Origin of the sequence: Vibrio japonicus (assembly GCF_024582835.1) — a bacterium.
Lineage (GTDB): Bacteria > Pseudomonadota > Gammaproteobacteria > Enterobacterales > Vibrionaceae > Vibrio > Vibrio japonicus.
In genome coordinates this window covers 813,852-840,065 of record NZ_CP102096.1, presented here as the reverse complement: position 1 = coordinate 840,065, position 26,214 = coordinate 813,852, and the positions used below count along the sequence as shown (strand labels likewise).

Below are 26,214 nucleotides of genomic sequence, written 5' to 3'. Positions count from 1 at the left end.
TCCCTTTCTATTCGATGGTTTTTGCATTCTGTAGTATGAGCTATCATAGGCTCAATTTCACTAAACTCACAAGGATTTGCCATGTCTACTGAAGACAACAAAGAAGCCCGTCACAAAGCCCGCCAACAAAAGGTAAAAGAACAAGTTGATGCAAAAATAGCCGCTGCACAGGAAGAGAAAGGACTGCTATTAATCATCACTGGTAATGGTAAAGGTAAATCCACATCAGGTTTCGGGACGATCGCTCGAGCTGTGGGACATGGTCTAAAGTGCTCGGTAGCCCAATTTATTAAAGGTACATGGGATAACGGCGAGCGCAACCTCCTTGAAAAGCTAGGGGTAGACTTTCAGGTGATGGCCACAGGTTTTACCTGGGAAACTCAGAACAAAACCGCGGATACAGAAGCCGCTCAAATCGTGTGGCAAGAGTGCAAGCGCATGCTGCAAGATGACTCGATTGATGTCGTGCTGTTTGATGAACTCACATACATGGTGAGCTACGGTTACATCGACTTAGACGAAGTTGTCGAAGCACTGAATAACCGCCCCAAAATGCAGTCTGTGATTATCACTGGTCGCGGTGCGCACCGCACTTTAATTGAAATGGCCGATACCGTTTCAGAAGTGAAGAATGTTAAGCACGCTTTTGAGTCAGGAGTTAAAGCTCTGAAAGGGGTCGACTGGTAATCCTGATTGCTTGTATAGAACGAAAAAAGCGGCGCATCATTGATGCACCGCTTTTTTGATAACACTGGGTTAGTTGAACAAGCCTTTAATCAGGTTATTAACGGCTTCCTTGGTTTTTTCGTCTTTAATCTTTTCACCAAGTTTTTCATCCAGTTTTTCCAGACCTCGATCCAGCTCTTTTTGCGCTTTCTGCTTCAGAACATCATCAAAAACAAGCTTGAATTTCGGGTCATCCCAACGGCCTGACACGTTGATCGGAATAGTCACATCTCGCAGTTCATCAATGTCTTTACCGCCTTGGCCTTCCAAAGATCCAACCACAGAGGTACTAACCGTAAAGTCGACTGTCTGATTAATGTAATTCGCTTTACCCTTACCACGCAGGCGCAATAATGGCGATTGCAAGTTCATATCGCTGGTCGATACATTACCCTGGTTTAAATTCAGAGTCGCCTTTAACGCACTGAAATCCGTTTTCTGAACGCCTTCTTTGTCATCAAAGGACTTGCCTTTAAACTTGGCATAATTTTCGCGGATAAGTTGAGCGACGTTCACACCATTCACTGCACCGTCTGCAAAGTTAATAGAGACGTTACCTTTCAGGTTCTTCTGAATCGCACTTGGTTTTAGGCTGCTACCCGAAACATTGACATCAATGTTGCCCGTACCTTCCAGTTTGTTATTGTCTGCCACATCAATCAACAACGGCTGAACCGCTACCCCTTTGATGTGTTTAACAACGGAATACGTCGCTGGCGTTTTACGTGCGTCAAGCTTACCTGATGCGCTGATAGAGCCCTGATACAAATTCGAAGTGAAGGACTTCAGCTCAACGATACCGCGATTGACACTAAAGCTCGCTTTGACGTTCTGCAATTTGGCATTGTTTGCTTTAAACTTATCAATCGCAATGTCACCTTTCACATCAAGTGATTTCAGTGCTGATAGATCTGGCTCTACTTCTTGACTAGTACTTGGCTTGGAAGCCCCACCATTACTGCCAGTACCACCACCTTCGGTGCCTGTCGTTTTGGCGCTTTCACTGGCTTGCTGTAAGCCTAAGAACTCATCCAAATCAATATTTGGACTATGTAATGTAAAACCTACTTTAGGGATATCACCTAAGGTCACATTGGCCTTACCATCAAATGCCAACGCATTCGCTGTCAACTTGTTCAGGATAACGCTCAGGTGACTCTTCTCTAAATCAAAGCGAATATTCGATGCCATATTTAGCTTCATTGGCGACTGAGGAAGCGAGCTTCCTTTAAGCGTGCCATCTAATGTCAGCTTATCGAGGACAACATTCGTAATCGCTTTATCGACTGTCAGAGAACCCGCACCTTTCATATCGATGTCTAGATCTGCTGCACGACCTTTTAGTTCATAAGTCAGCGCGTTTGCTTTATCAAACTCAAAGGTTGCAAGCGACAGCGCAATGCGATCCATATTCGTTGCTGGATCACTAAAGCTACTTTCAACATTGATGTTGCGCAGCGCATACTCTGCCATGCCTTTTGCTAGACGAAACTCTACATCACCTTTGCTAGAAAACTTCTGATTGTTGTTCTCACCTTTCGCGGCAAATTCGGCTTTCGTCCAGCTATCAAATGCAAACTCTGACAAATTCAAAGACACATCGTATAGCTTGGTAAATGAACCTGTCTGCTTATCTTGAACTTCAACCGCACTGTTCGAGATAGATACACCTGCAAGGCTGATCGCCCACTCAGACTCTCTAGGAGAGCTTGGCGAAGTCTCTTGAGGAGATGTCTCTGCCTGCTCAGTCGCATCAGATTTCGCTTGCTCAGTTTGAGCCTGGGTTAACGCATCAATATTCTTGCGCCCATCTTTTAGTGTCTCTAGCGAAAACTCTGCGCCATCAAGCACAATGTTCCCGACTTCTAGCTGTTTACTAAACAGAGGCGCGACTGATACGTCAACAACGATGCTGTCGACTTTCAACATGTTCGGCTTACTAAAGCCTTCTGGATTACGAAGTTCGGTTTTACCAATTTCAAAACCAATGGATGGGAAAAATTGCCATCCGATATCCCCTTCAATCACCAAGTCCAAGCCAGTATGAGTTTTGGCTTGTTCAACAATCATAGGTTTGAACTGGTTAGGGTTCACCAGTAATACCAGTGCAGCTAAAGCACCGACAACAGCAACAATGGGAATTGCAATAAATAGGAACAGTTTCTTCATCAGCAGTATCCTTGCCTGATAAGTGACTTTTTGGAGGCATCTACTCCAAGTACAAATGACCTTTGGATTATACGTTATGGTCATATAAACAAAGTGGCACATAAAGTGCCACTTCTAATTCCAAAAATAAAGCGTTCGACGCGAATAAATGACTAAGCTTTCAAAAGCTTTGCAATATGCGCTTTCAACACATCAATCGCGATTCGGTTTTTCCCGCCACGAGGAACGATAATGTCCGCATACTGCTTTGAAGGCTCAATAAACTGCATAAACATAGGGCGAACAGTTTGTTGATATTGTTTTAGTACCGATTCCATAGTACGGCCACGTTCTTCAACGTCACGCTTAATTCTGCGCAGTAAACAGATGTCTAGCGGTGTATCCATAAATACCGTTGCGTGCATTAGGTCGCGCAGGCGAGGATCGGTAAGTAGAAGTATGCCTTCAAGGATGATCACTTTTTTTGGCGTAAGAGTTGTCGTTACATCAGTACGAGTGTGCTCAGAGTAACTGTACTCAGGCACTTCAACTGCTTCACCTAAAGTCAGCTTTTCTAAGTGCTCACAAAGCAGCTCATGGTCCATCGCGCTCGGGTGATCGTAGTTCGTTTTTACACGCTCTTCCATGCTCAAGTGGCTTTGATCGTTATAGTAGGAATCTTCCTTAATTACACCAATTTGATGATCGCCCACTTTCTCGCGTAGTTCGTTGTAGATAGTACTAGCGATTAAACTTTTTCCTGAAGCAGACGCGCCAGCGATACCGACGATTACACATTGATTATTATCAGACATTATTCTTGCACCCGATGAATTGAATTGGTGTCTTAAGCTATTACTAATATACACCATCAACTGCATATTAGTATTAGTTAAAAATAGGTAAACCGCCTGATTATAGGGACTTCGGGGGGGAGATTCCAGCGAGTATTGAGGTTAATAACCGAATTGGAATAACAGCATTCAGCGCAAACGATTACAAATAATAAAAAGCCATTTTATTGGCTAGTAAGCGCTCAAATATGCACTTAATTTGCCGCTCCATTTGCGAGCTATTCACGCATTGGAGCGGCGTATACTATATGCAACACATCACAATCGACGCATTACTCAACCATAGTAAACATGATCGAGTCAGGTTTTTCTTTACCTTTCCAGTACATGCGCGCGCAGACCGATTGAGCAAGTTGTCTATATTGCTGAGCGTGTTCTGACTCAGGACGTGAAACCACGGTTGGCTTGCCGTTATCAATGTCTTCACGCATTGAGATATGCAGAGGAATTTGTGCCAACAGATCAAGCCCATATTCCTGCGACATTCTCTGCGCACCACCCTCACCGAAGATGTGCTCTTTCTCGCCACAATGACTGCAAATGTGGTAGCTCATGTTTTCGACTAAGCCCACGACAGGCACATGTACTTTGTCAAACATCGCCGTACCTTTACGCGCATCAGCCAAAGCCAAATCTTGTGGTGTGGTGACAATCACGGCTCCCGTAACGGGCACTTGCTGCGCGAGTGATAACTGGATGTCACCCGTACCCGGCGGCATATCAATGATCAAGTAATCGAGTTCTGGCCATTCCGTCTCGTTTAACAATTGAGCCAGCGCTTTGGCAGCCATTGGACCACGCCAAATTGCGGCTTCGTCTTTTGACACTAAGTAACCGATTGACTGAGTGAAAATGCCGTGCGCCGCGATCGGCTGCATCCATTTATTATCACGCACCTTTGGACTGGCGTTCATTTCACCCATCATCATAGGCACAGAAGGGCCGTAGATATCGGCATCCAGCAAACCCACTTTCGCTCCCGATTGAGCCATCGCTAGAGCCAAGTTAACAGACGTGGTTGATTTCCCTACCCCGCCTTTCGCAGAAGTCACGGCGATGATGTTTTTCACCCCTTTCACTTCTGCCGCAACGTGTGTTTCCAGTGATTTAGGCTTTACCTGGATGTCATATTCAAACGCTGGTGTTGAGCCCACTTGCTGCTCATTAGCAATCCAGTTAGATAGCTCATCCACCAACGAATTTGCTGCAAACGGAATGGCGATAGCAAACCCTTGAGTTTCAACGCTAACGACATTCGGCTGTGACGCCCATTCTTCGGTAAGACATGGGTGTTGAAACTGATTTAACCAATCACAAAAATCTTGTTTTGAAGTGAACTGACGCATAGGCCCTCCTTTTACGCACTATGCTACCACTAGCAAGGTCTGTACTGAACCCTGAAAAAACTAAGGTATTCACACCTTTGACACCTTGGAGTTAGTCAGCGCATGGGGTAGTATTATCCATCAAATTTTTTATACCTATCAACAAAGCGAATATTAAGTATGGCAAACGATCCAAGAAACTTTCCTTCAAGGAAAATGCTGGTAACTTGTGCCCTTCCGTACGCTAACGGTTCGATCCACCTTGGTCATATGCTTGAGCATATCCAAGCGGACATTTGGGTTCGTTACCAACGCCTACGCGGCAACACTGTAAACTTCATCTGTGCTGACGATGCTCACGGCACGCCAATCATGCTTAAAGCGCAACAGATGGGTATGACTCCAGAAGAGATGATTGCCGCAGTTAGCGAAGAGCACCAAAAAGACTTTGCTGGCTTTGATATCAGCTTTGACAACTACCACAGCACGCACTCTGAAGAGAACCGCGAGCTGGCTTCACACATCTACCTTGAGCTGAAGAAAAACGGCTTTATCTCTAGCCGCACGATTTCTCAGCTGTTCGACCCTGAAAAAGAGATGTTCCTACCGGATCGTTTCGTAAAAGGCACATGCCCTAAGTGTAAGTCTGAAGACCAGTACGGTGACAACTGCGATAACTGTGGTGAAACTTATAGCCCGACAGAACTGATCAATCCAAAATCGGCAGTTTCTGGCGCGACGCCAGTCATGAAAGATTCTGAGCATTTCTTCTTCGATCTGCCTCAATTTGAAAGCATGCTAAAAGAGTGGACTCGCTCTGGTTCTCTGCAATCTGAAACCGCGAACAAGATGCAAGAGTGGTTCGAATCTGGCTTGCAACAATGGGATATCTCACGTGATGCGCCATACTTTGGCTTCGAGATCCCAGGCGAAAAAGACAAGTTCTTCTACGTATGGCTAGACGCACCTATCGGCTACATGGGTTCATTCAAAAACCTATGTAACAAACGCGACGATCTAGACTTCGACGAATACTGGAATAAAGACAGCAAAACTGAACTTTATCACTTCATCGGTAAAGACATCGTTTACTTCCACAGCCTATTCTGGCCTGCAATGCTAGAAGGTTCTGGTTTCCGCAAGCCTAACAACGTATTCGTACACGGTTATGTAACAGTGAACGGCGCGAAAATGTCTAAGTCTAAAGGTACATTCGTGAAAGCGAGCACTTACCTAGAGCATCTAGACCCAGAATGTCTACGTTACTACTACGCAGCGAAGCTAAACAGCCGCATCGATGACCTAGACCTTAACCTTGAAGACTTCACTCAGCGCGTAAACGCGGATGTTGTAAACAAGATCGTTAACCTAGCTTCTCGTAACGCGGGCTTCATCGCGAAACGTTTTGAAGGCAAACTGTCTGACAACTTTGCAGAGCCTGAGCTGTACAACGAATTCGTTGCAGCGGCTGACCGTATTGCTGAGCTTTACGAAACGCGTGAGTTTGGCCGTGCTATCCGTGAAATCACGGCACTAGCGGACAAAGCAAACCAATACGTTGACGAAAAAGCGCCTTGGGTTGTGGCGAAAGAAGAAGGCAAAGATCAGGAACTGCAAGAAATCTGTTCTGTAGGCATCAACCTGTTCCGCGTTCTGATGACTTACCTAAAACCAGTAATGCCAGCACTTGCTGCGCGTACTGAAGCGTTCCTAAACGAAGAACTGACTTGGGAAAATATTGCTGCGCCGCTAACCGGTCACGAGATCACTAAGTTCAAAGCGCTATTCAACCGCATTGATCCTAAGAACATCGAAGCGATGATCGAAGCATCAAAAGAAGACGCAGCCGCTGAAATGGCAGCGAAAGAAAAAGCGGAAGCAGAAAAGAACAAAGCTAGCCAAACTGAGCTAGACAAAGATCCAATCGCAGATGAGATTGAGTTTGATGCTTTTGCTGCAGTGGATATGCGTATCGCTCGCATCATCTCTTGTGAAGAAGTGCCAAAGGCCGACAAACTGCTTAAGTTCCAATTGGATATCGGTGGTGAAACTCGTCAGGTGTTCTCTGGTATTAAGTCAGCGTACAAACCTGAAGAGCTAGAAGGCAAGCTAACGGTTATGGTAGCAAACCTGAAACCTCGTAAGATGAAATTTGGTATGTCTGAAGGCATGATCCTAGCAGCAGGCCCTGGTGGCAGCGAGCTATGGATTCTTGAGCCACACGAAGGTGCTCAGCCAGGTATGCGCGTAATGTAATTCGCGAACCAAAATATAACTCTAGATCCCTGCCCTGTGGCGGGGATTTTTTTATCTATTCACTCACTATTATAGTGCTTTGTTGCACCAATCGTGATCACAACCAAACTCAACAAATATGTAAATGCATGATTAGTAAGACATAAAGAGATGGCATTAAAGCTGCTCTACTCCTGTAGCGATTCAATAACAAGGAGTTGGTTATGTTCGTGTTTATTTCTATTGGCATCTCAATCGCCATATTGGCCATACTTTTTCATATATCTAAGCACCACCAAACTTCTCTTAAGCGTAAGTATGAAATCATTGTACTGCTTCGTCAGCTATTACTTCTCAGTCGACAGCATCGAGCGGTGACACACCAAGCTCTGACTAAAACCAACACATACGATGTGTCACCTAAGCTGAGTGAGATTAACGATCTGATGATGAGAAGATCAAACGAGCTAATCTCAATAGCCAAATTCGAAAACAAGCCCATGTATCGAATTCTTCAACTTAAGCTCAAATCTTTGGGCAAAAACTGGGAGAGTCATTCAGTCGCTAGAAATCAGGTCATCCATGGTAAAACCATACGGCACTGCTTGTTTTTGATGGATGAGGTTGCCATCGCTTGGCTAGTTGAAGAAGGAAGAGAAGATTTAAGCGAGGAGTACCATGTTAACTGGCAGCAAGTCTTAGATAGTATGGAGACGCTGACTCAGCTACGGATATCCATTCAAAACTGCCACTACCCTGAAGGGATGCTACGAGTAAAATACTACTGCGACAAGATGTTACGTAAGCTCAACCACCTTTCAATCATCAGTCCGCTCGCATTAGCATCACCTGCGAGTGCAAAATCAATGCATATGCTGACTGAAATAAGCACACGTGACGATCTAGCCTGGAATATAGATGACCTTTACCAGCTGACTACAGAAATTTCTCTGATCATTTCGCAAGTCTACGACCAAATGTTGTCTGATATGACGGAAAGCTTGTACGAGCCACTACCTAGATTGGTATTGAACTAGAGTGGTGTTCAACTGATCTAAATTTGGATAGCACCAACAAAAACAGCCACCGATTCAAGGTGGCTGTTTTTTAAAAGTTCAGTTCTTTAAAAGCCCAATAGTTACAGCATTTTACGAGCGGCTTCGACAACCACTTTAATAGAACGTGCTTCTGTCTCTTTTAGCGTTGAGTGATCAGGGATCTCTTTTTGCGTGCGGTTGATGATCACGCCCGCTACACAGCCCGCTTTTAGGCCAGAACTTGCACACATCGTTAGCAACGTTGCAGATTCCATTTCAAAGTTCAGTACACCCATGTCTTGCCACTCTTTCATAGAGCCTTGGAAACGTTTTACTACGCGACCAGTGAAGGTATCGTAACGCTCCTGACCTGGGTAGAAAGTATCACTCGAAGCCGTCACACCCATGTGTACCGTTGCCCCTGACTCTTCTACTGCCGCTTTCATTGCTGTCGCTACTTCAAAATCAGCCACCGCTGGGAATTCCATTGGCGCAAAGTGTAGGCTCGCACCATCAAGGCGAACAGACCCCGTTGTCACAATCATATCGCCCACATTTACGTGTGGCTGAATCGCACCAGTAGTACCAACACGTAGGAAAGTGCGAACACCAAGTTGTGCAAGTTCTTCTACCGCGATAGACGTCGAAGGACCACCGATGCCCGTTGAACATACTACAACAGGTTTGCCGTCTAGCTCTGCACGGTAAAGCGTGTATTCACGCTGGCTTGCTAAGAATACTGGATTTTCCATTTGTTCTGCGATTTTTTGTACGCGAGCTGGGTCACCTGGAATAATGGCTAGAGTAGCACCAGCAAGATCCGCTTCGGTAACACCTAGGTGGAAAACAGCTTGAGACATAGGGAGCTCCTTATTGTAGGCAAGTCGTACATTCGCTTGCTCTATATTCATTGGGTACAGAACGTACTTTATACGAGTTCTGACGTAAATTTAGAGATTAGAATCACAATTAATGACGCAAACAAATCACAAATTACAAACAAAATAGATCTACATCACATTTATCAGTAATCATTGTCATTCAGTTGCATAAATTTAACTGGTTAGCTTTGATTTAAAGCGAAGCAGGCGCAGCGCGTTCAAAGTCACAATAGCCGTTGCTCCACTGTCAGCCAACACGGCAACCCAGAGCCCAGTTATTCCTAATAAGCTTGTAACGAGAAAGACACCTTTTAGGCCTAACGCCAATGCTATATTCTGGTGGATATTACTGAGCGTAGCACGGGATAGCTCTATCATCCCTACTAGCTCTATCAACCTGTTATGCGTTATCGCTGCATCGGCCGTTTCCAAAGCAACATCGGTTCCACTCCCCATTGCAATGCCGATATTTGCTGCCTTCATCGCAGGCGCATCATTGATACCGTCACCGACCATGGCAACATGGACCTGCTGTGACAACTTTTCAACATAAGTGACTTTGTCTTGAGGTGACAAACTGGCTTGATAATCAATACCGATTTGATCACCAATCGCACGAGCACTACGGGGGTTGTCCCCAGTTAACATGACTGCTTTTACACCCAGCTGCTTTAAGACCGCCACCGACTTCGCTGAATCGTCACGTAATGTGTCTTGCCAAGCAATGATACCAATGGGGAGATGGTTATCTTCAATCGCTATGACAACGGTTTTTCCCTGCTCTTCCAACCGGTGAATGTTCTTATTTAGCTCAGGGCTGAGTTCTAAATCCAGTTTGCTCGGTGCCATTGCACTGTAGCGGACACCATTGATGAATCCAGTGACCCCGATACCGACCAACGCTTGTTTGTCTGACGACTCTGGGATCTCTATCTGTAATTGCCTTGCTCTATTCACAAGTGAAATGGCAAGTGGATGACTGGAGCCAAGCTCAATTGAAGCCATTCTTTCTAGTATTTGATGTTCATCCCACCCGTTCAAAGCAATGACATCGGTGACTTCTGGCTCACCTTTTGTCAGTGTGCCTGTTTTATCAAATGCAACCGCCTCAACTTTCCCTAGCTGTTCTAGAGCGGCTCCCCCTTTAATCAAAGCACCTCTACGCGCTGCGGCAGCAAGACCAGATGTAATCGCTGCAGGAGTGGAGATGACTAACGCACATGGACAAGCAATCAACAATAAAGCCAAACCACGGTAAGTCCATGTTTCCCAAGGCTGTCCGAAAGCAAGCGGAGGAATCGTAATAACAAGCAGTGCTACCACCATCATTAGCGGTGTATACCAACGACTAAATCTATCAAGAAAACGTTCCAATGGCGCTTTGCGTGATTCAGCTTCTTCTATGAGGTGCAAAATACGGTCAATCGCATTCTCCCCCTGCTTAGAGGTGACCACAAAACGCACGACTTTATCCACCGCAACGGCACCCGCCATCACACTGTCGCCTTGACTTCGCTCGACAGGAATTGACTCACCCGTAAGCGCGCTTTCATCGAAACTTGCATTGCCGAACTCAAGGCGACCATCCGCTGGGAGCCTACCTCCGGGAGAGACTTCAATCACATCATTTGGCTGTAAATCACTGGCAGGAACATTGACTCTTTGACCGTTAACTATCTTAGTCGCCGTTTCTGGAACCAACTTCATCAACGCTTGCACACCACTTCGTGCTTTATAGGCCGCGAATGATTCCAGCTGTTCACCAATTAAAAACAGCAGCAACACCATTGCAGCTTCGGCAGTCTCACCCAAATAGAGAGCGCCTAGAGCAGCTACACTCATTAAGGTTTCTATCGCAAAAGGCGTACCTGATTTCGCCAGTGAAATGGCTTTCTTACCTATCGGGTAAAGGCCAATCAAACAGGTCAGTACAAACAACCATTCACTTACCTGAGGAAACGTAGGTTTTAAAGCAGCAGCGACGGCCATTGACGAGGCAATCGCAATAATGGATTTGTTCTTGAGTAAGATGTTTCGCCAACCGGAAGACGAATCACTTACGTAAGTAGATGAGAGCTGGCCAAAGGAGAAGCCTGTGTCGATGATGGTTTTCTCAACCAATTGAACAACGCCAGAATGACTGGCATTGACCACCAGCTTTTGCGTAGTAAAGAGCACTTGGGATTGTAATACACCATCGATTTTGTTGACGGCTGTTTCGATTTTTTGGGCGCAAGATGGGCAATCCATCCCATCAATTTTCCAACTATGAGTAAACGGTGAAGTCTCGTCTAATCTGGGGTCTGCATCCTCATCAATAGGATCGCACCCGCTGGAACAACTGGTCGATGAACAACCGTCTTGACCCGTACTTTCCACACCAGCTGGTGCAATAGATAATATTTTGGGGCTGGAGCATGAACCCACATGAGAAGGGTTAAGTGCTATTTTTTTTGAACGGCATGCATGATGTTTTGTGCACATAAATGAATCTCCTTTTAATGTACACCTTAATCATAAACCTTGGAGTCCACTCCAAGGTCAATACCTTTTACACTGAAAGTTGATGTTCATTTAAGTACAGTGGGAGGAAACTTTTGCGTCAGCAAGCAAAAGTGGCGCGGAGCGCCACTGTGTTGTAGCAAATTAAGCGTTTTACAAGGTAAGGAGGTTAAACGGGATGCTTGAAACACTCATCAATATTTTTACCAATCGCTCTTAATACATCTCTGCGCGTAATAATACCAACCAGTTTCTCATTTGAATCAATAACCGGGTATACCTTAGGTTTGTCTTTCGTCATCATTTCAGCTAAAGCGATGATCGATGTTTCAGGCCCAACAGAAAGCACTTCAGGATGCATACAATCTTTAACAATGTGTGTGTCTTGGCAGTAGTAAGATACCTTAAGCAGTTTTTCCAGTAAGTCTTGACCCGATAGAAAGCCAACAACTCGCTTGTTCTCATCAAGTACGGGACCACCTAGATACCTTGAATCCAAAACTTTGTGAAGTGCGGCGCTTAATGACATGTCTGGTGTGAAAGTTACCGCCTGCAGTGTCATGTAGTCTTTTACTTTTAGTGATTCCATCGAATTCTCCTTTAATCGCCAGCCACGCTGCGTATAAAGTAATTGTTGTCTAATTTCTTGATTTTACTAAATGGAAATCACCAATTTTTTTAATAACTGTTTCCTATCAACGAATACCAGCCGCTTGAATCCCCTTTCCACACCGAGTGATTAAAGTCAATATCGCGCCTCATATTTGGGTAAGTTCACGACTGTTAAATGCACTGTTCCGATTTTCGAAGACAATTGAGAAGATCAAAAACGCTCTCACGAATGGAGAGCGTTGGAAGCATGTTTGAAAGAGTAAGGACGGACTACTTGTTGTGCCATCTCTGCGCGGCTTGCGCATCGGAATCTCTTGATTCAACCCAGCGGGTTGCCTCGGTCGTGCGTTCTTTTTTCCAAAACGGCGCTTTGGTTTTCAGGTAATCCATGATGAATTCACACGCCTCAAAGGCCGCACCTCGGTGGGCGCTAGACACCCCAACAAACACAATTTGATCACCGATATCAAGGTCGCCCACTCTATGAATGACCCGAATTTGATTGAGTGGCCAGCGCTTTTCGGCCTCATCACAGATCTCGCCTAATGCTTTTTCTGTCATACCCGGATAGTGCTCTAAAGACAAACCAGTCACATTGTCGCCTAAGTTCATATCCCGAACTTTACCAACAAACGTGACCACAGCACCTGATGCTGTCCCGAGCGCTAAACTTTCGTACTCAGCTCCAACAGAAAAATCGTCAAACTGAACAGAAACACGGCTATCCATGATCACCCTCCCGTTACTGGAGGAAAAAACGCCACTTCATCACCTTCAACCAGAGCATGATCTAACGGTACGATGGATTGATTCACTGCGGCCAAAAGTTTTCCCAGCTCAAGCGCTAAATCCCATTTTCCTTCTTGCGTAGCCAAATGCGCTCGTAACGCTTCGACGGTTTCGAATTGGGCATCAACCGTTAATTCATCCGTTCCCACAAGTTCGCGAGTTTGAGCAAAAAACAGTACTTTTATCATGCTTCCACCTTAAAATGACCCGACTTTCCACCTGTCTTTTCGAGTAAACGAACCTGACCGATCACCATGTCTTTCTGTACGGCTTTACACATGTCATAGATAGTTAAAGCTGCAACCGATGCTGCGGTCAATGCTTCCATCTCAACACCCGTTTTTCCAGCCAGTTTACATACCGACTCAATGCGAACCATGTTTTCAGATTCGATTGCTTCAAGCTGAACTTCCACTTTTGACAACAGCAATGGGTGGCACAATGGAATTAAATCCCACGTTTTTTTTGCCGCTTGAATACCCGCGATACGCGCAGTGGCAAACACATCGCCTTTGTGGTGTTGTCCGGAAACAATCAGTTGCAACGTTTCTGGTGCCATATGAACAAATGCTTCGGCGCGTGCTTCACGCACGGTTTCTGCTTTTGCTGACACGTCCACCATGTTCGCTTCGCCAGAGGCATTAATATGAGTAAATTCGCTCACAGTCATCCCCTTGGTTATACAGCCAGATGAGGCATAAAGTTACATGGGCGGTGGCTTGCATCCAACTGCTGCTTAATGATTTTCGTCCAGCCTGTACGACATGCACCTGTGGAACCAGGCATGGCGAAAATCACGGTATGATTCGCAAAACCAGCAATAGCGCGAGATTGGATCGTTGACGTACCGATCTCTTCATATGAAACCATGCGGAATAGTTCACCAAAGCCTTCCACTTCTTTATCAAACAGAGGCTTTAGCGCTTCAGGCGTACTGTCACGAGAAGTAAAACCCGTTCCTCCAGTGATCATCACCGCTTGCACACCTTCATCTGCAATCCACTGAGAGACGATTGCACGAATCTTGTACATATCATCAATAACAATTTTCTTATCAACAATGTTGTGGCCCGCGTCTTGTGCGTGCTCAACTAGGTAACGTCCCGACGTGTCGTTCTCTTCTGTACGCGTATCGGATACCGTTAATACTGCAATGTTTGCTGGTTGAAATTTGCTTTCTGCGTGACCCATTGTTCACCTACCTACTTGAATAAGTTATGTTTTGCCGAGTTCGTACTCAGCAAGAAAGAAAAATTATTTTGATTGTTGCCCTTAGCCGCCAATAGACGCTAAGTGCGGTGTCATGCCTGAATTGCCATCATGAAGGAAGTGACTGACGGATTTCGTTTGCAGCTGAGCCTGAATTCTTTGAATCAATGCTTCTTCTTGCGAATCTTGCTGAAGTAAATCACGCAACTCAACACCGTGCTCACCAAATAGGCATAGATGCAACTTACCCTTTGCTGACACGCGAAGGCGATTACAACTTTCACAAAAGTCTTTTTCGTACGGCATGATCAAGCCAATTTCACCTTGATAATCAGGGTGAACAAAAACCTGCGCGGGCCCATCGTTTTTGGCTCGAACTTTCAATAACCAGCCATTGGCAATAAGGTGATTACGAATACCGACACCTGAAACGTGATGTTTTTGGAACAGTTCATCCATTTCGCCTGTCTGCATCAGTTCGATGAAGCGGAGTTGAATGGGTCTGTCTTTTATCCAGTTCAAAAAAGCGGGTAGCTCATTGGAATTCACATCTTTCATCAAGACAACGTTAACCTTGATTTGCTTATATCCAATTTCAAACGCACGCTCGATACCGGCCATGACTTGAGCGAATTTATTTTCACCTGTAATTTGGTGAAACATGCGGGGATCTAGGCTATCTACGCTCACGTTGATATCGGTTAGGCCAGCTTCACGCCAATCAGCCACATGCTTTTGCATGCGATAACCGTTCGTCGTCGTTGCGATTTTATTGATACCATCGGTCTGAGCGACAGTATGAATGATGTCAGTGAAATCTTTACGTAAACTTGGCTCGCCACCTGTAATACGCACCTTTGACGTACCACAATCTGCAAACGCACGAACAACACGCTTGATCTCAGGAAGGGTTAAAAAAGACGAGTTTTTTTGCCCCGAAGGCTTATAGCCATCAGGTAAGCAGTAAGTACATTTAAAGTTACATACGTCTGTAACGGAAAGTCGCAAATAATAAAATTTGCGATGAAATCTATCTTCGAATTGTTGCGCCACGGAACACCTTTCCAAACACGGGAGGCACATTCATTTCTAACTATGCCCTTGTGACATTCTGTCACTGGCTCACCATGCATATTCAAAAAGGCATATTCAAAGAACACACATTCAAAAACTTAGCCAAATGAGCTCGGAGTTATGGCAATCGTCTTTGAGCAAGAGGCTTCCAAAAACGACAGCTGTTACATAAAATACTTAATAATTGTGCGTGCTTCTACCCTCCACGTCAAAAAAAAGGTGGGTAAAGCCCAAAATACCTTCTATTAGGTACCTCATATAAACGCAATACGATAAATTGTGGCTAGTTTTGAAAAAATAAGAAGACATTAATGACTCTGTACTCATCCAAAAAAGTGGTGGCCATTGGTGGTGGCCACGGTCTAGGGCGCATGCTTTCGGCCCTCAAAGACTTTGGTGGAAATGCAACCGGCATTGTTGCGACCACAGATAATGGTGGCTCTACGGGGCGTATTCGCAATTGCCAAGGTGGTATCGCTTGGGGTGATACTCGCAACTGTATCAATCAGTTAATCACTGAACCATCTATCAGTTCTATGATGTTCGAATATCGCTTTAAGGGTTCTGGAGAGTTGGATGGTCACAATCTGGGTAATCTAATGCTCACTGCATTGGACAACCTGTCTGTTCGTCCTCTTGACGCCACAAACCTAATTCGAAACATGCTGAAGGTGGATGTAAACATTATTCCTATGTCTGAACACCCATCAGATTTAAGAGCGCTCGCTCCAAATGGCAAGTGGGTAACAGGTGAGACCAGCGTAGACGAGATGCCAGATAAACTGGTGCGTTTAGATTTAGAGCCAGAAGTACCCGCAACTCGTGAAGGGGTCGTCGCCATTGAGCAAGCGGATGCCATTATTTTAGGCCCTGGTAGCTTCTTAACGAGCATCATGCCACCACTATTGCTTCCGGAAATCGGACGCGCGATAGCCAACAACCGCAAAGCTCACCTAATCTTTGTAGAAAACTTGTCGCCAGAATATGGGCCAGCTGGGAAAATGAGCCTATTAGAGAAGTTAGAGTGGTGTGAACGTGCTTGTCGAGGACGGAGAGTCGATGTCGTTCTGGGCAATGAACCTCACCCAGAACTCGATATGTGGAACTGCGTCACCACTCCACTGGCTTCTCCGAACCGTGACTGGCGACATGACAGAACAAAGCTACAACATGCCATCGAATCGCTACTACTGGATTAACATCCGATAGCGTTGCTGCGTTTCTTTCAGTAACGCTATCATTTTTTGCCGAGTCGATTCCAAGTCCGTTATATCTCCGACTTTCGCAATCGCATCAACTTCAATTGCAAACGCACATAAAGCTTCTGCACCAAAGCTAGCCGCACTACTTTTTAGCGCATGGCATATTTCGGCCAAGTATGAGTTCATATTCGGCAACTCTTCGTCACTCAATTTTTCGATATATTGAGCCAGTTCTCCCAAGAAAATATCTAACAACAAGGGAACGTTTTCTTCGCCGATCTCACCAGCTAAGCGGTCAATTTTACTTTGGTTTAGAAGATCCATGAGTTATTGGGTTTCCTTAGCATTCCACGCTTGTAACTTTCTATAGATAGTTGATGGGCTTACATCTAAATATCCAGCGGCTTTAGGGATATTACCATCACATGCTTTTATCGCCTGCTCTATCGCTTTCTTTTCGGTCAACCAGAGCGGGAAAATATCTTGGACAGAGGGCTCTTGTTTATCCACCAATGTCACTCTAATCTGGCTCTCGACCGGGCGATTTAAAGGCGGTGGTAACATGCTTAACGTAATCTCTTTACCATTATTGAGGACAACCACATTTCGAAGCACATTTTGTAGTTGTCGCACGTTACCTGGCCACTCATAATTAGCAAAACGTTCTACCACTTCTGGGGACAAACGAACAAAGTCTTTTCCCTCTTCTTTCGACATAAAGCCCAAAAGTGAGTATGCGATTTCGATAATATCATCACCACGCTCACGTAAAGGTGGCAAATGTAAGGGGATAACATAAAGGCGATAATATAAATCTTCCCTAAATCTCCCCTCTTGCACTTCTTTCCACGGATCGCGGTTGGTCGCGCAAACAAACCTCACGTCAACACTTTTCATTTTTGAAGAACCGACCTTTTGAAACGTACCTGTTTGAATAAATCGCAACAGTTTAGTTTGCAAATCTAGGTCCATCTCGCAAAGTTCATCGAGAAACAACGTCCCGCCATCGGCAAGCTCTGCCGCCCCTTGCCTATCCGTCGCGGCTCCCGTAAACGCGCCCTTCACATGGCCAAACAGCTCACTTTCAATCAGGTCTTTAGGAATCGCGGCACAGTTAATCGCAATAAACGGCTTGTCGCCACGGTTGCTTGCGGCATGAATGGCTTCTGCACACACTTCTTTACCTGTGCCACTTTCACCCGTAATGAAGATACTCGCTTTACTTGATGCCGCAGAGTCAATCGTTCTGTATACCGCCTGCATCATCTGACTACTGCCGATAAAGCCCTGATAGCCTTGATTATCTTCAGTGCCTGATTCGTTTTTAAGCTTGTTTGCTTTGCGAAGTGCATTGTTGACGGTGACACGAAGGCGATCCGCTTCACACGGCTTGATCAGAAAGTCCTGTGCGCCAAGACGCATCGCTTCAACAGCCGTATCAATTGAGCCATGTGCCGTCATAAAAACAACAGGCACGTCTGGATTTTTCTGCTTTACAGCGGAAAGTACATCCATCCCTGTCATATCGGGGAGACGTAAATCCAATAAGATGAGATCCGGTGTACGAAAATTTAAGCTTTCGATCGCCTCACGTCCGGTACCGACTATGTTTATATCGATATGTAACGGTGTGAGGTATGAGCGATACAGTGCTGCAACAGATACCGTATCTTCTACCATAAGTAGATATTTTGCTTTGGGATTAATTATATTATTTTGCATATCCTAGCCATAGATTGCATTGCAATTTGTAGTAAATAATTGCATTAGGCTTTGCATTTTGCAAATAAAAAGACCAGTTTTGAGCATATCTGCCTGGTATTACGCCATATATGGTTAAATTACTGTTGGCACGCTATCTGCATTACTTTAGTCGACCCTTATGGGTCACCTAGCCAACTGACGTTGTTAGTGAACTAAGTATTCACAATACGAAGCCAATAGACGTGTTCTGTTGGCTATTTTTTTGCCCGCCACTTAGCCTCAGCTATTTGCAATAAACTGCTGGCGCATCTTCTCTATTTGATCTCGTTTCTCTGCCGCCAATTCAAATTCAAGGTCTTGAGCATGCTGATACATCTGCGCTTCCAGTTTGCTGATCTCTTTGTCTAGCTGCTGTGGTGTCATCACTGAGTAACTTTGTGAACTTTCTGCCACCTTAGAAAGCGGAACCGGTTTGTTCGCACGTTGTTTCTTGCCCTTAGTGATATCACCAAGTTCCATAATATCTTTGATATTACGTTTTAACGCTTGTGGCTCTATACCCATTTTCTCATTGTAGGCTCGCTGTTTTTCACGACGACGATTGGTTTCATCCATCGCTTTTTTCATCGATTTAGTGATTGAGTCTGCGTACAAAATGGCTTTACCACTTACATTACGTGCAGCTCGGCCAATGGTCTGGATAAGTGAGCGTTCCGATCGTAGGAAACCTTCTTTATCTGCATCAAGAATCGCGACCAAAGAAACCTCTGGCATGTCCAAACCTTCTCGCAGCAAGTTAATACCGACAAGCACATCAAACTCACCTAAACGCAGGTCGCGTATGATTTCGACTCGTTCAACCGTATCAATATCAGAGTGGAGATAACGCACTTTGACATCATGTTCAGTTAGGTATTCTGTCAAATCTTCCGCCATGCGTTTCGTCAGTGTTGTCACAAGTACACGTTCATCTTTTGCCGCTCGGATACGAATCTCTGAAAGAAGATCATCAACCTGAGTGCTGACTGGGCGAACTTCTAACTCTGGATCCAACAATCCTGTTGGACGAACCACCTGATCCGCGATCTCGCTGTCTGACTTTTCTAATTCATAGTTACCGGGCGTTGCTGATACGAAAATAGTTTGGGGTGCTAATGACTCAAATTCCTCAAACTTAAGTGGTCGGTTATCCAATGCAGACGGCAATCGAAAGCCAAACTCCACCAGCGTTTCTTTTCGGGAACGGTCACCTTTATACATAGCGCCAATCTGCGGCACGGTTACGTGTGACTCATCAATGACGAGAAGGCCATCATGAGGTAAGTAATCAAATAGCGTCGGAGGCGGCTCACCTTCGCTACGACCACTTAAGTATCTCGAGTAATTCTCAATACCGGAGCAAAATCCGAGTTCGGTCATCATTTCTATGTCGAACTGCGTTCTTTGACTGATCCTTTGCTCTTCCAACAACTTGTTATTTTCAAGCAAATACTTTTTGCGACCATCAAGTTCAACTTTAATGTTTTCGATGGCTTCTAGAATACGGTCTCTTGGCGTGACATAGTGAGTTTTCGGATAGATGGTGTAACGCGGAAGGTCTCTCTGCTTAACCACACCAGTGAGAGGATCAAAGACACTAATACAGTCAATTTCATCATCAAACATTTCGATGCGAACCGCGTCTTGATCCGACTCCGCAGGAAAGATATCAATGACCTCACCACGCACACGGAACTGACCCCGTTCAAAAGCGACATCGTTCCGGCTGTATTGCAATTCAGCTAAGCGGCGAAGTATATCCCGCTGATCCATTACATCTCCGCGACGAATATGCAGCATCATTTGTAGATACGCTTGAGGATCCCCAAGACCATAAATAGCCGAAACCGATGCAACGATGATGGCGTCTTTACGCTCTAATAAGGCTTTGGTTGCGGACAGACGCATCTGCTCAATATGCGCATTGACAGAAGCATCTTTCTCAATAAACGTATCCGTTGTTGGAACATACGCTTCTGGTTGATAGTAATCGTAGTAAGAGACAAAGTATTCGACGGCATTGTTAGGGAAAAATGATTTCATTTCCCCATAGAGTTGAGCGGCCAGAGTTTTATTCGGTGCCAGTAAGATAGTCGGGCGTTTCGCCTGGGCGATAACATTGGCTAAAGTGAACGTTTTGCCTGATCCCGTCACCCCGAGTAGAGTTTGGTGAGCCAACCCAGAATCTAACCCTTCCAGGAGCTGTTGAATCGCAGTTGGCTGATCGCCTGACGGTTGATAATCCGATACCAAATCAAACTCTTTGTTCATGAAAACCTCTAAATTAGTCGCACTCAACATCGCTTATTGTGGCTGTATAAATATACATGCACAATAGTGACAGGCAAAATATCGGCCTGTTTTAGAAAAATAGCTGCGCTGCTGCTAGATCATCCAATTTAATCCTGTTATTATCAGCGCCCTGCTAGAGATCCACCTCTAAAATCATCTCCATTTAAATCACAGCTTATGCACATTCCTTCGTGAGCGATGCTTATTTTTTAACAAAGCGTTTTAAAAAATACTGCTCTGTATAACTCAAAATTTCAAACTTTACTTCATACATACAACCACTTATAACAAGTTTTCCATTACTAACAATTAGAGTCAAAGCTCGACAAATAGACCAAATAGTAGTTGCTCAACTTTAATTAACACACTTATCCACAATTTTAGTGGATAAGTAAATAGAGCCTTTGCCCGGCAAGGGGTACAAAAAAGTAAAGCTTTTTTTGACACAAAATTTTCAAAGTTAGGTCACTTAAAGTATTGACACCATATTAGACCAAAGCTAATATTCGCCCCGCTTAAAACAATTCCCCCTTAGTTCAGTTGGTAGAACGGCGGACTGTTAATCCGTATGTCGCAGGTTCGAGTCCCGCAGGGGGAGCCAAATTCAGAAAAAAGCTCAATCGAAAGATTGGGCTTTTTTCGTTTTAAATCCGATTTAATTGCACCTTCTCTTCTCCTAGTCCATCAATCATCTTGTATAATTTTTATTCATTAATATAAAACCTTAGCTTTCCTTGGTTGTTATTGACTTAGCAAAGCAGGATAATGGCGGGATCGGAGTTTCTTCAAATATATAACTATGACCGAATATCTTTTGTTGTTAGTGGGCACAGTCCTTGTTAACAACTTTGTACTGGTGAAGTTCTTGGGCTTATGTCCATTTATGGGAGTATCCAAGAAATTGGAAACTGCTATTGGTATGGGGTTAGCAACCACATTTGTGCTGACCTTAGCGTCAGTGTGCTCGTACCTTGTGGAAAGCTATATCTTAGCGCCTCTTGGCCTGCAATATTTGCGCACCATGAGTTTTATTCTCGTGATCGCCGTTGTAGTGCAATTCACTGAGATGGTTGTCCATAAAACAAGTCCAACCTTGTACCGCCTCTTAGGAATTTTCCTTCCACTCATTACGACCAACTGTGCTGTGCTCGGTGTTGCTCTGCTCAACATCAATGAAAACCACAATTTCATCGAATCCATCATCTACGGGTTTGGCGCTGCGGTGGGTTTCTCCCTCGTGTTGATCTTATTTGCATCAATGCGAGAGCGAATTGCTGCCGCTGACGTCCCTGCACCATTCAAAGGCGCTTCCATTGCAATGATAACAGCAGGTCTTATGTCGCTGGCATTCATGGGCTTTACAGGTTTGGTGAAATTGTAATGAGTACGATCTTAATTGCTGTCATTGCTATCGCGACCCTAGCCGCCATATTTGGTGCGATCTTAGGTTTTGCTTCGATTCGTTTCAAAGTAGAGGCAGACCCTATTGTCGATCAGATTGATCACATTCTTCCTCAAACACAGTGTGGCCAGTGCGGTTACCCTGGATGTCGCCCCTATGCAGAAGCTATCGCTAATGGTGATGCGATAAATAAATGCCCTCCAGGCGGTCAAGCGACGATTGAAAAACTTGCCGATCTAATGGGTGTTGAAGCGACAGAATCTGCTCATGAACTCGACGACGTTAAAAAAGTCGCGTTTATCCATGAGGACATGTGTATCGGATGCACCAAATGTATCCAGGCATGCCCTGTCGATGCCATTGTCGGTGGAACAAAAGCGTTACACACCGTCATTAAGGATGAATGCACAGGATGTGATTTATGTGTCGCGCCGTGTCCAACTGATTGTATTGAAATGATTCCTGTGGAAACCACTACAGCGAGCTGGAAGTGGCAATTGGACGCCATTCCTGTTGTTGATGTTACCGATTCTGCGAACAAACAGAATAGCGTGAGTTAAGGACTGGTATGTTGTCATTAATCGAACAAATAAAATCTGGCACACTCTGGGATTTTCCTGGAGGCGTTCATCCGCCAGAAAATAAAAAACAATCCATCAAGACTGACATTGCTCGCGCCAGCATCCCTGCGGAAATTATCTTACCGATCAAACAGCATATTGGTAAGCCAGGCTCGGTCATCGTCAATGTCGGTGATAAGGTTTTAAAAGGTCAGCCGCTTAGCAAATACGACACAAGCTTTATGCTGCCTGTGCACGCGCCGACCTCCGGGGTCATTACCGCCATTGAGCTTAGAACCACTGCTCATCCGTCTGGCCTGTCTGAAATGTGTATTATCATTGAGCCTGACGGTGAAGATCGCTGGATAGAACGCCAGCCAATTGAGGATTTCACCGAACGCACTCCAGATGAGCTGATTGAGATCATTCGCCAAGCGGGTGTGTCTGGTATGGGTGGCGCAGGTTTCCCAACAGCCAAAAAAATTCAGTCTGGACTGGCTCGAACTGAAATTCTCGTCATTAATGCCGCAGAGTGTGAGCCTTATATTACGGCTGACGACATGCTAATGCAGACGTATGCAGATGATGTCATCAAAGGCATTGAGATTGTGGAACACATTCTTAAGCCTAAGTTGACCATTATTGGTATTGAAGACAATAAACCCAAAGCGGTTGAAGCGTTACAAAAAGCAGCAGCGAACAAAGACATAGTGATTCGCGTTATCCCGACGAAATACCCGTCTGGAGGCGAAAAACAGCTAATCAAGATCCTGACCAACAAAGAAGTTCCCGCCAATGGGATTCCGGCAGACATTGGGTTGTTGGTGCAAAACGTTGGTTCATTACAAGCGATAAAACGTGCAGTTTGTGATGGTGAGCCGTTAGTAGAACGCATCGTGACACTGACTGGCGATACGTTTAAACAGCCAAGAAACGTTTGGACACTCATCGGCACTCCGGTTCAGGCTCTGCTCGAAGAGTTTGGCTACACACCAGATAAGAAACTGCCTCGCTTAATCATGGGCGGGCCGATGATGGGGTTCACCCTACCTCATGCGAATGTCCCTGTTACAAAAACCGCGAACTGTATACTGGCACCTACTCGTAAAGAGATTTCTCCTAATCAATTCGAAATGGCGTGTATTCGTTGTGGCCAGTGCGCAGAGGTATGTCCAGCGTCATTGCTTCCGCAACAATTACAGTGGCATGCAAAAGCGGCAGAATACGAGAAATGTGAAGAATTAAACCTTAAGGACTGTATCGAGTGTGGTGCTTGTGCCTTTGTGTGCCCGAGTGAAATACCACTTGTCCACTACTATCGACAGGCCAAAGCCGAAATTCGAACACGCGAAGAAGAAGCCGAAGCTGCTGAACGCGCCAAACTGCGTTTTGAAGAGAAAAACGCACGTATGGAGCGTGATAAAGCAGAGCGTGAGAATCGCTTTAAGAAAGCCGCTGATACCCGTCGTAAAGAAATGAAAAAATCAGGTGGTGATGATGCAATTGCAGCTGCGATTGCGCGTGTTAAGGCTCAGAAGTCAGCACAAACAGAAGATAAAGAACCGAGTGTGAAACCTGCGGTAGCCGCTGCAATAGCAAAAGCGAAGGCAAAACAAGCCGCTGCGATGCAATCTGGACAAGCAGAGCCTGATAATTCTGAGATGGCGAAACTTCGTGAAGAACGTAAACGTGAAGCGAGAGAACGCAAAGCCCAGAAGTCATTAGAATCACAAGATTCTGAAACCTTAGACAAGAAAGATGCGGTAGCGGCAGCCATTGCAAGAGCAAAAGCACGAAAAGCCGCACAACAAACCGAGGACGCTCCAAGCAGCGAAAAGAGCTCGGAATCCGAAAATGCCGATTCGAAGAAAACGGCGGTTGCTGCTGCTATTGCTCGTGCTAAAGCGCGCAAAGCTCAGCAAGAGGACGCAAAAGCATCTTCTGAAGAAACCAAAGCGTCTCAGCCTGAAACGGAATCTGACGATCCGAAAAAAGCCGCAGTCGCTGCCGCCATTGCTCGTGCTAAAGCGCGCAAGGCTCAGCAAGAGGACGCGAAACTATCTTCTGAAGAAACCAAAGCGTCTCAGCCTGAAACAGAATCTGACGATCCGAAAAAAGCCGCAGTCGCTGCCGCCATTGCTCGCGCAAAAGCACGCAAAGTTCAGCAAGAGGACGCAAAAGCATCTTCTGAAGAAACCAAAGCGTCTCAGCCTGAAACAGAATCTGACGATCCGAAAAAAGCCGCTGTCGCTGCTGCCATCGCTCGTGCTAAAGCGCGCAAGGCTCAACAAGAGGACGCAAAACCATCTTCTGAAGAAACCAAAGCGTCTCAGCCTGAAACGGAATCTGACGAGCCGAAAAAAGCCGCAGTCGCTGCTGCCATTGCTCGTGCTAAAGCGCGCAAAGCTCAGCAAGAGGACGTGAAACCATCTTCTGAAGAAACTAAAGAACCTCAACCTGAAGCTGAATCTGACGATCCGAAAAAAGCCGCTGTCGCTGCTGCCATTGCTCGTGCTAAAGCACGCAAAGCACAAAAAGAACAACAAAACAAAACTGAGGAGAAAGAGTAGTGGCCTTCTTTATTGCCAGCTCACCCCATGCGCATAGTCGTAGAAGCACTCCTGATTTAATGAAATGGGTCGCGCTTTGTGCGCTGCCTGGACTCATTACTCAAACCTATTTCTTTGGTTGGGGTACGATCATTCAACTGGTGATCGCCATTACTATTGCGCTTGGCCTTGAAGCTCTTGTCATGGTCGCTCGAAAACGCCCGGCAATGTCTGCTCTTCGTGACAATAGTGCACTGGTCACTGCGTGGTTACTCGCTGTGGCTATTCCTCCCCTATCACCATGGTGGATTGTCGCTATTGGTTTGGTGTTTGCGATTTTAATTGCCAAACATCTCTATGGTGGCATTGGTCAAAACCTATTTAACCCTGCGATGGTGGCATACGTTGTACTGCTGATCTCTTTCCCTGTACAAATGACAAGCTGGATATCGCCGACTGAACTTCAAAGCGCGCCAATTTCATTTGGGGATGCGTTTTCTTTGATTATCACTGGTTACAATCTCGACGGTCTATCACTACAGCAGATCAGAACTGGCATTGACGGTATCACGATGGCTACGCCTCTTGATGCTTTCAAAACGGCACTGCATACCGGTAACACGGCAAGCGAAGCATTGCATCAACCGATGTTCGGCGCTTTGGCTGGTATTGGATGGGAATGGGTTAACGTCGCTTACCTGATAGGTGGATTGGCCCTCATAAAGCTTCGCGTCATTAATTGGCACATCCCTGTCAGCTTCCTAATTAGCCTGACGGTGTGTAGTGGCTTATTTATGCTACTCACCCCAGGACAAACCGCATCGCCGATCATTCATTTGCTCTCTGGTGCTACCATGCTAGGTGCATTTTTTATCGCTACCGATCCTGTTTCTGCCTCTACAACAGTAAAAGGAAGGTTGGTTTTTGGTGCCTTTATCGGTGCTTTGGTGTTCATTATTCGCAGCTGGGGTGGTTTTCCTGATGGTGTCGCATTCGCCGTGTTACTCGGAAACATGTGTGTACCATTAATTGATTACTACACCAAGCCACGTACTTACGGCCACTAAGGAGCAT

At 45.4% G+C, this 26,214-nt stretch carries 22 protein-coding genes, 1 tRNA gene and 1 riboswitch; of the genes, 9 read left to right on the top strand and 14 right to left on the bottom strand.

Annotated elements, in window-relative coordinates; all coding sequences use genetic code 11:
• Nucleotides 1-81 precede the first annotated feature (81 nt).
• On the top strand, nucleotides 82-687 hold the full coding sequence (cobO, locus tag NP165_RS04115) for a cob(I)yrinic acid a,c-diamide adenosyltransferase (protein WP_257085053.1): 606 nt from the start codon (nucleotides 82-84) through the stop codon (nucleotides 685-687).
• A gap of 69 nt (nucleotides 688-756) precedes the next feature.
• On the opposite strand, the gene NP165_RS04110 is transcribed toward cobO, so the two are convergent.
• The 3 genes from NP165_RS04110 to apbC all read right to left on the bottom strand — a co-directional run bounded on the left by NP165_RS04110 (nucleotide 757) and on the right by apbC (nucleotide 5,074).
• Entirely contained in the window at nucleotides 757-2,895 is a 2,139-nt protein-coding gene (locus tag NP165_RS04110; protein WP_257085052.1) for an AsmA family protein, read from the bottom strand.
• A gap of 152 nt (nucleotides 2,896-3,047) precedes the next feature.
• Entirely contained in the window at nucleotides 3,048-3,689 is a 642-nt protein-coding gene (gene udk, locus NP165_RS04105) for a uridine kinase (protein ID WP_257085051.1), read from the bottom strand.
• Nucleotides 3,690-4,000: 311 nt separating this feature from the next.
• Nucleotides 4,001-5,074, bottom strand: coding sequence for an iron-sulfur cluster carrier protein ApbC (apbC, locus tag NP165_RS04100; protein ID WP_257085050.1), 1,074 nt, complete (start codon nucleotides 5,072-5,074; stop codon nucleotides 4,001-4,003).
• Between the two features lie 159 nt (nucleotides 5,075-5,233).
• On the opposite strand from apbC, the gene metG reads away from it, so the two are divergent.
• On the top strand, nucleotides 5,234-7,309 hold the full coding sequence (metG, locus tag NP165_RS04095; RefSeq protein ID WP_257085049.1) for a methionine--tRNA ligase: 2,076 nt from the start codon (nucleotides 5,234-5,236) through the stop codon (nucleotides 7,307-7,309).
• Between the two features lie 203 nt (nucleotides 7,310-7,512).
• Nucleotides 7,513-8,325, top strand: a complete 813-nt coding sequence (locus NP165_RS04090; RefSeq protein WP_257085048.1) for a hypothetical protein — start codon at nucleotides 7,513-7,515, stop codon at nucleotides 8,323-8,325.
• Between the two features lie 101 nt (nucleotides 8,326-8,426).
• Here NP165_RS04090 and udp read toward each other — a convergent pair whose 3' ends face one another.
• The 8 genes from udp to moaA all read right to left on the bottom strand — a co-directional run bounded on the left by udp (nucleotide 8,427) and on the right by moaA (nucleotide 15,371).
• Nucleotides 8,427-9,185, bottom strand: coding sequence for a uridine phosphorylase (gene udp / locus NP165_RS04085; RefSeq protein ID WP_257085047.1), 759 nt, complete (start codon nucleotides 9,183-9,185; stop codon nucleotides 8,427-8,429).
• 195 nt (nucleotides 9,186-9,380) lie between these two features.
• Complete coding sequence (locus NP165_RS04080) at nucleotides 9,381-11,690, bottom strand: zinc/cadmium/mercury/lead-transporting ATPase (RefSeq protein WP_257085046.1); 2,310 nt, start codon at nucleotides 11,688-11,690, stop codon at nucleotides 9,381-9,383.
• A gap of 187 nt (nucleotides 11,691-11,877) precedes the next feature.
• Nucleotides 11,878-12,297: a CBS domain-containing protein gene (locus tag NP165_RS04075; protein WP_257085045.1), complete on the bottom strand. Its 420-nt coding sequence runs from the start codon at nucleotides 12,295-12,297 to the stop codon at nucleotides 11,878-11,880.
• A gap of 293 nt (nucleotides 12,298-12,590) precedes the next feature.
• Nucleotides 12,591-13,049 carry a molybdopterin synthase catalytic subunit MoaE gene (gene moaE, locus NP165_RS04070; RefSeq protein ID WP_257085044.1) on the bottom strand — a complete coding sequence of 153 codons (459 nt, stop codon included), beginning with the start codon at nucleotides 13,047-13,049 and terminating at the stop codon, nucleotides 12,591-12,593.
• Between the two features lie 2 nt (nucleotides 13,050-13,051).
• The gene (gene moaD, locus NP165_RS04065; protein WP_257085043.1) at nucleotides 13,052-13,297 is read right to left on the bottom strand and encodes a molybdopterin synthase sulfur carrier subunit; all 246 of its coding nucleotides are present in this window, start codon (nucleotides 13,295-13,297) and stop codon (nucleotides 13,052-13,054) included.
• A complete protein-coding gene (gene moaC, locus NP165_RS04060) occupies nucleotides 13,294-13,773 on the bottom strand; it encodes a cyclic pyranopterin monophosphate synthase MoaC (RefSeq protein ID WP_257085042.1) in 480 nt (159 codons plus the stop codon). Before moaC ends, moaD begins: the two co-directional genes overlap by 4 nt.
• Before the next feature lie 14 nt (nucleotides 13,774-13,787).
• On the bottom strand, nucleotides 13,788-14,300 hold the full coding sequence (moaB, locus tag NP165_RS04055; protein WP_257085041.1) for a molybdenum cofactor biosynthesis protein B: 513 nt from the start codon (nucleotides 14,298-14,300) through the stop codon (nucleotides 13,788-13,790).
• Between the two features lie 81 nt (nucleotides 14,301-14,381).
• Nucleotides 14,382-15,371 (bottom strand): GTP 3',8-cyclase MoaA, encoded by a 990-nt coding sequence (gene moaA / locus NP165_RS04050; protein ID WP_257085040.1) that lies wholly within the window; start codon nucleotides 15,369-15,371, stop codon nucleotides 14,382-14,384.
• Nucleotides 15,360-15,520, bottom strand: a riboswitch (molybdenum cofactor riboswitch). Its footprint overlaps the gene before it by 12 nt.
• Before the next feature lie 183 nt (nucleotides 15,521-15,703).
• Here moaA and yvcK point away from each other — a divergent pair.
• Nucleotides 15,704-16,591 carry a uridine diphosphate-N-acetylglucosamine-binding protein YvcK gene (gene yvcK, locus NP165_RS04045; RefSeq protein WP_257085039.1) on the top strand — a complete coding sequence of 296 codons (888 nt, stop codon included), beginning with the start codon at nucleotides 15,704-15,706 and terminating at the stop codon, nucleotides 16,589-16,591.
• Here yvcK and luxU read toward each other — a convergent pair.
• The 3 genes from luxU to uvrB all read right to left on the bottom strand — a co-directional run bounded on the left by luxU (nucleotide 16,580) and on the right by uvrB (nucleotide 20,608).
• Nucleotides 16,580-16,918: a quorum-sensing phosphorelay protein LuxU gene (luxU, locus tag NP165_RS04040; protein ID WP_257085038.1), complete on the bottom strand. Its 339-nt coding sequence runs from the start codon at nucleotides 16,916-16,918 to the stop codon at nucleotides 16,580-16,582. The two genes, yvcK and luxU, sit on opposite strands and share 12 nt — an antisense overlap.
• Nucleotides 16,919-16,921: 3 nt before the next feature.
• Complete coding sequence (gene luxO, locus NP165_RS04035; RefSeq protein ID WP_257085037.1) at nucleotides 16,922-18,316, bottom strand: quorum-sensing sigma-54 dependent transcriptional regulator LuxO; 1,395 nt, start codon at nucleotides 18,314-18,316, stop codon at nucleotides 16,922-16,924.
• Nucleotides 18,317-18,577: 261 nt separating this feature from the next.
• Complete coding sequence (uvrB, locus tag NP165_RS04030) at nucleotides 18,578-20,608, bottom strand: excinuclease ABC subunit UvrB (protein ID WP_257085036.1); 2,031 nt, start codon at nucleotides 20,606-20,608, stop codon at nucleotides 18,578-18,580.
• Nucleotides 20,609-21,154: 546 nt separating this feature from the next.
• Between uvrB and NP165_RS04025 the strand changes: the two genes are divergently transcribed.
• From NP165_RS04025 to rsxD, 5 genes are all read left to right on the top strand, one after another.
• A tRNA-Asn gene (locus NP165_RS04025) sits at nucleotides 21,155-21,230 on the top strand.
• A gap of 198 nt (nucleotides 21,231-21,428) precedes the next feature.
• Nucleotides 21,429-22,010 (top strand): electron transport complex subunit RsxA, encoded by a 582-nt coding sequence (gene rsxA / locus NP165_RS04020; RefSeq protein ID WP_257085035.1) that lies wholly within the window; start codon nucleotides 21,429-21,431, stop codon nucleotides 22,008-22,010.
• A complete protein-coding gene (gene rsxB, locus NP165_RS04015) occupies nucleotides 22,010-22,591 on the top strand; it encodes an electron transport complex subunit RsxB (protein ID WP_257085034.1) in 582 nt (193 codons plus the stop codon). The genes rsxA and rsxB overlap by 1 nt, the downstream gene beginning before the upstream one ends.
• 8 nt (nucleotides 22,592-22,599) lie before the next feature.
• The gene (rsxC, locus tag NP165_RS04010; protein WP_257085033.1) at nucleotides 22,600-25,161 is read left to right on the top strand and encodes an electron transport complex subunit RsxC; all 2,562 of its coding nucleotides are present in this window, start codon (nucleotides 22,600-22,602) and stop codon (nucleotides 25,159-25,161) included.
• Nucleotides 25,161-26,207: an electron transport complex subunit RsxD gene (rsxD, locus tag NP165_RS04005; RefSeq protein WP_257085032.1), complete on the top strand. Its 1,047-nt coding sequence runs from the start codon at nucleotides 25,161-25,163 to the stop codon at nucleotides 26,205-26,207. Before rsxC ends, rsxD begins: the two co-directional genes overlap by 1 nt.
• The last annotated feature ends 7 nt before the right edge of the window (nucleotides 26,208-26,214 follow it).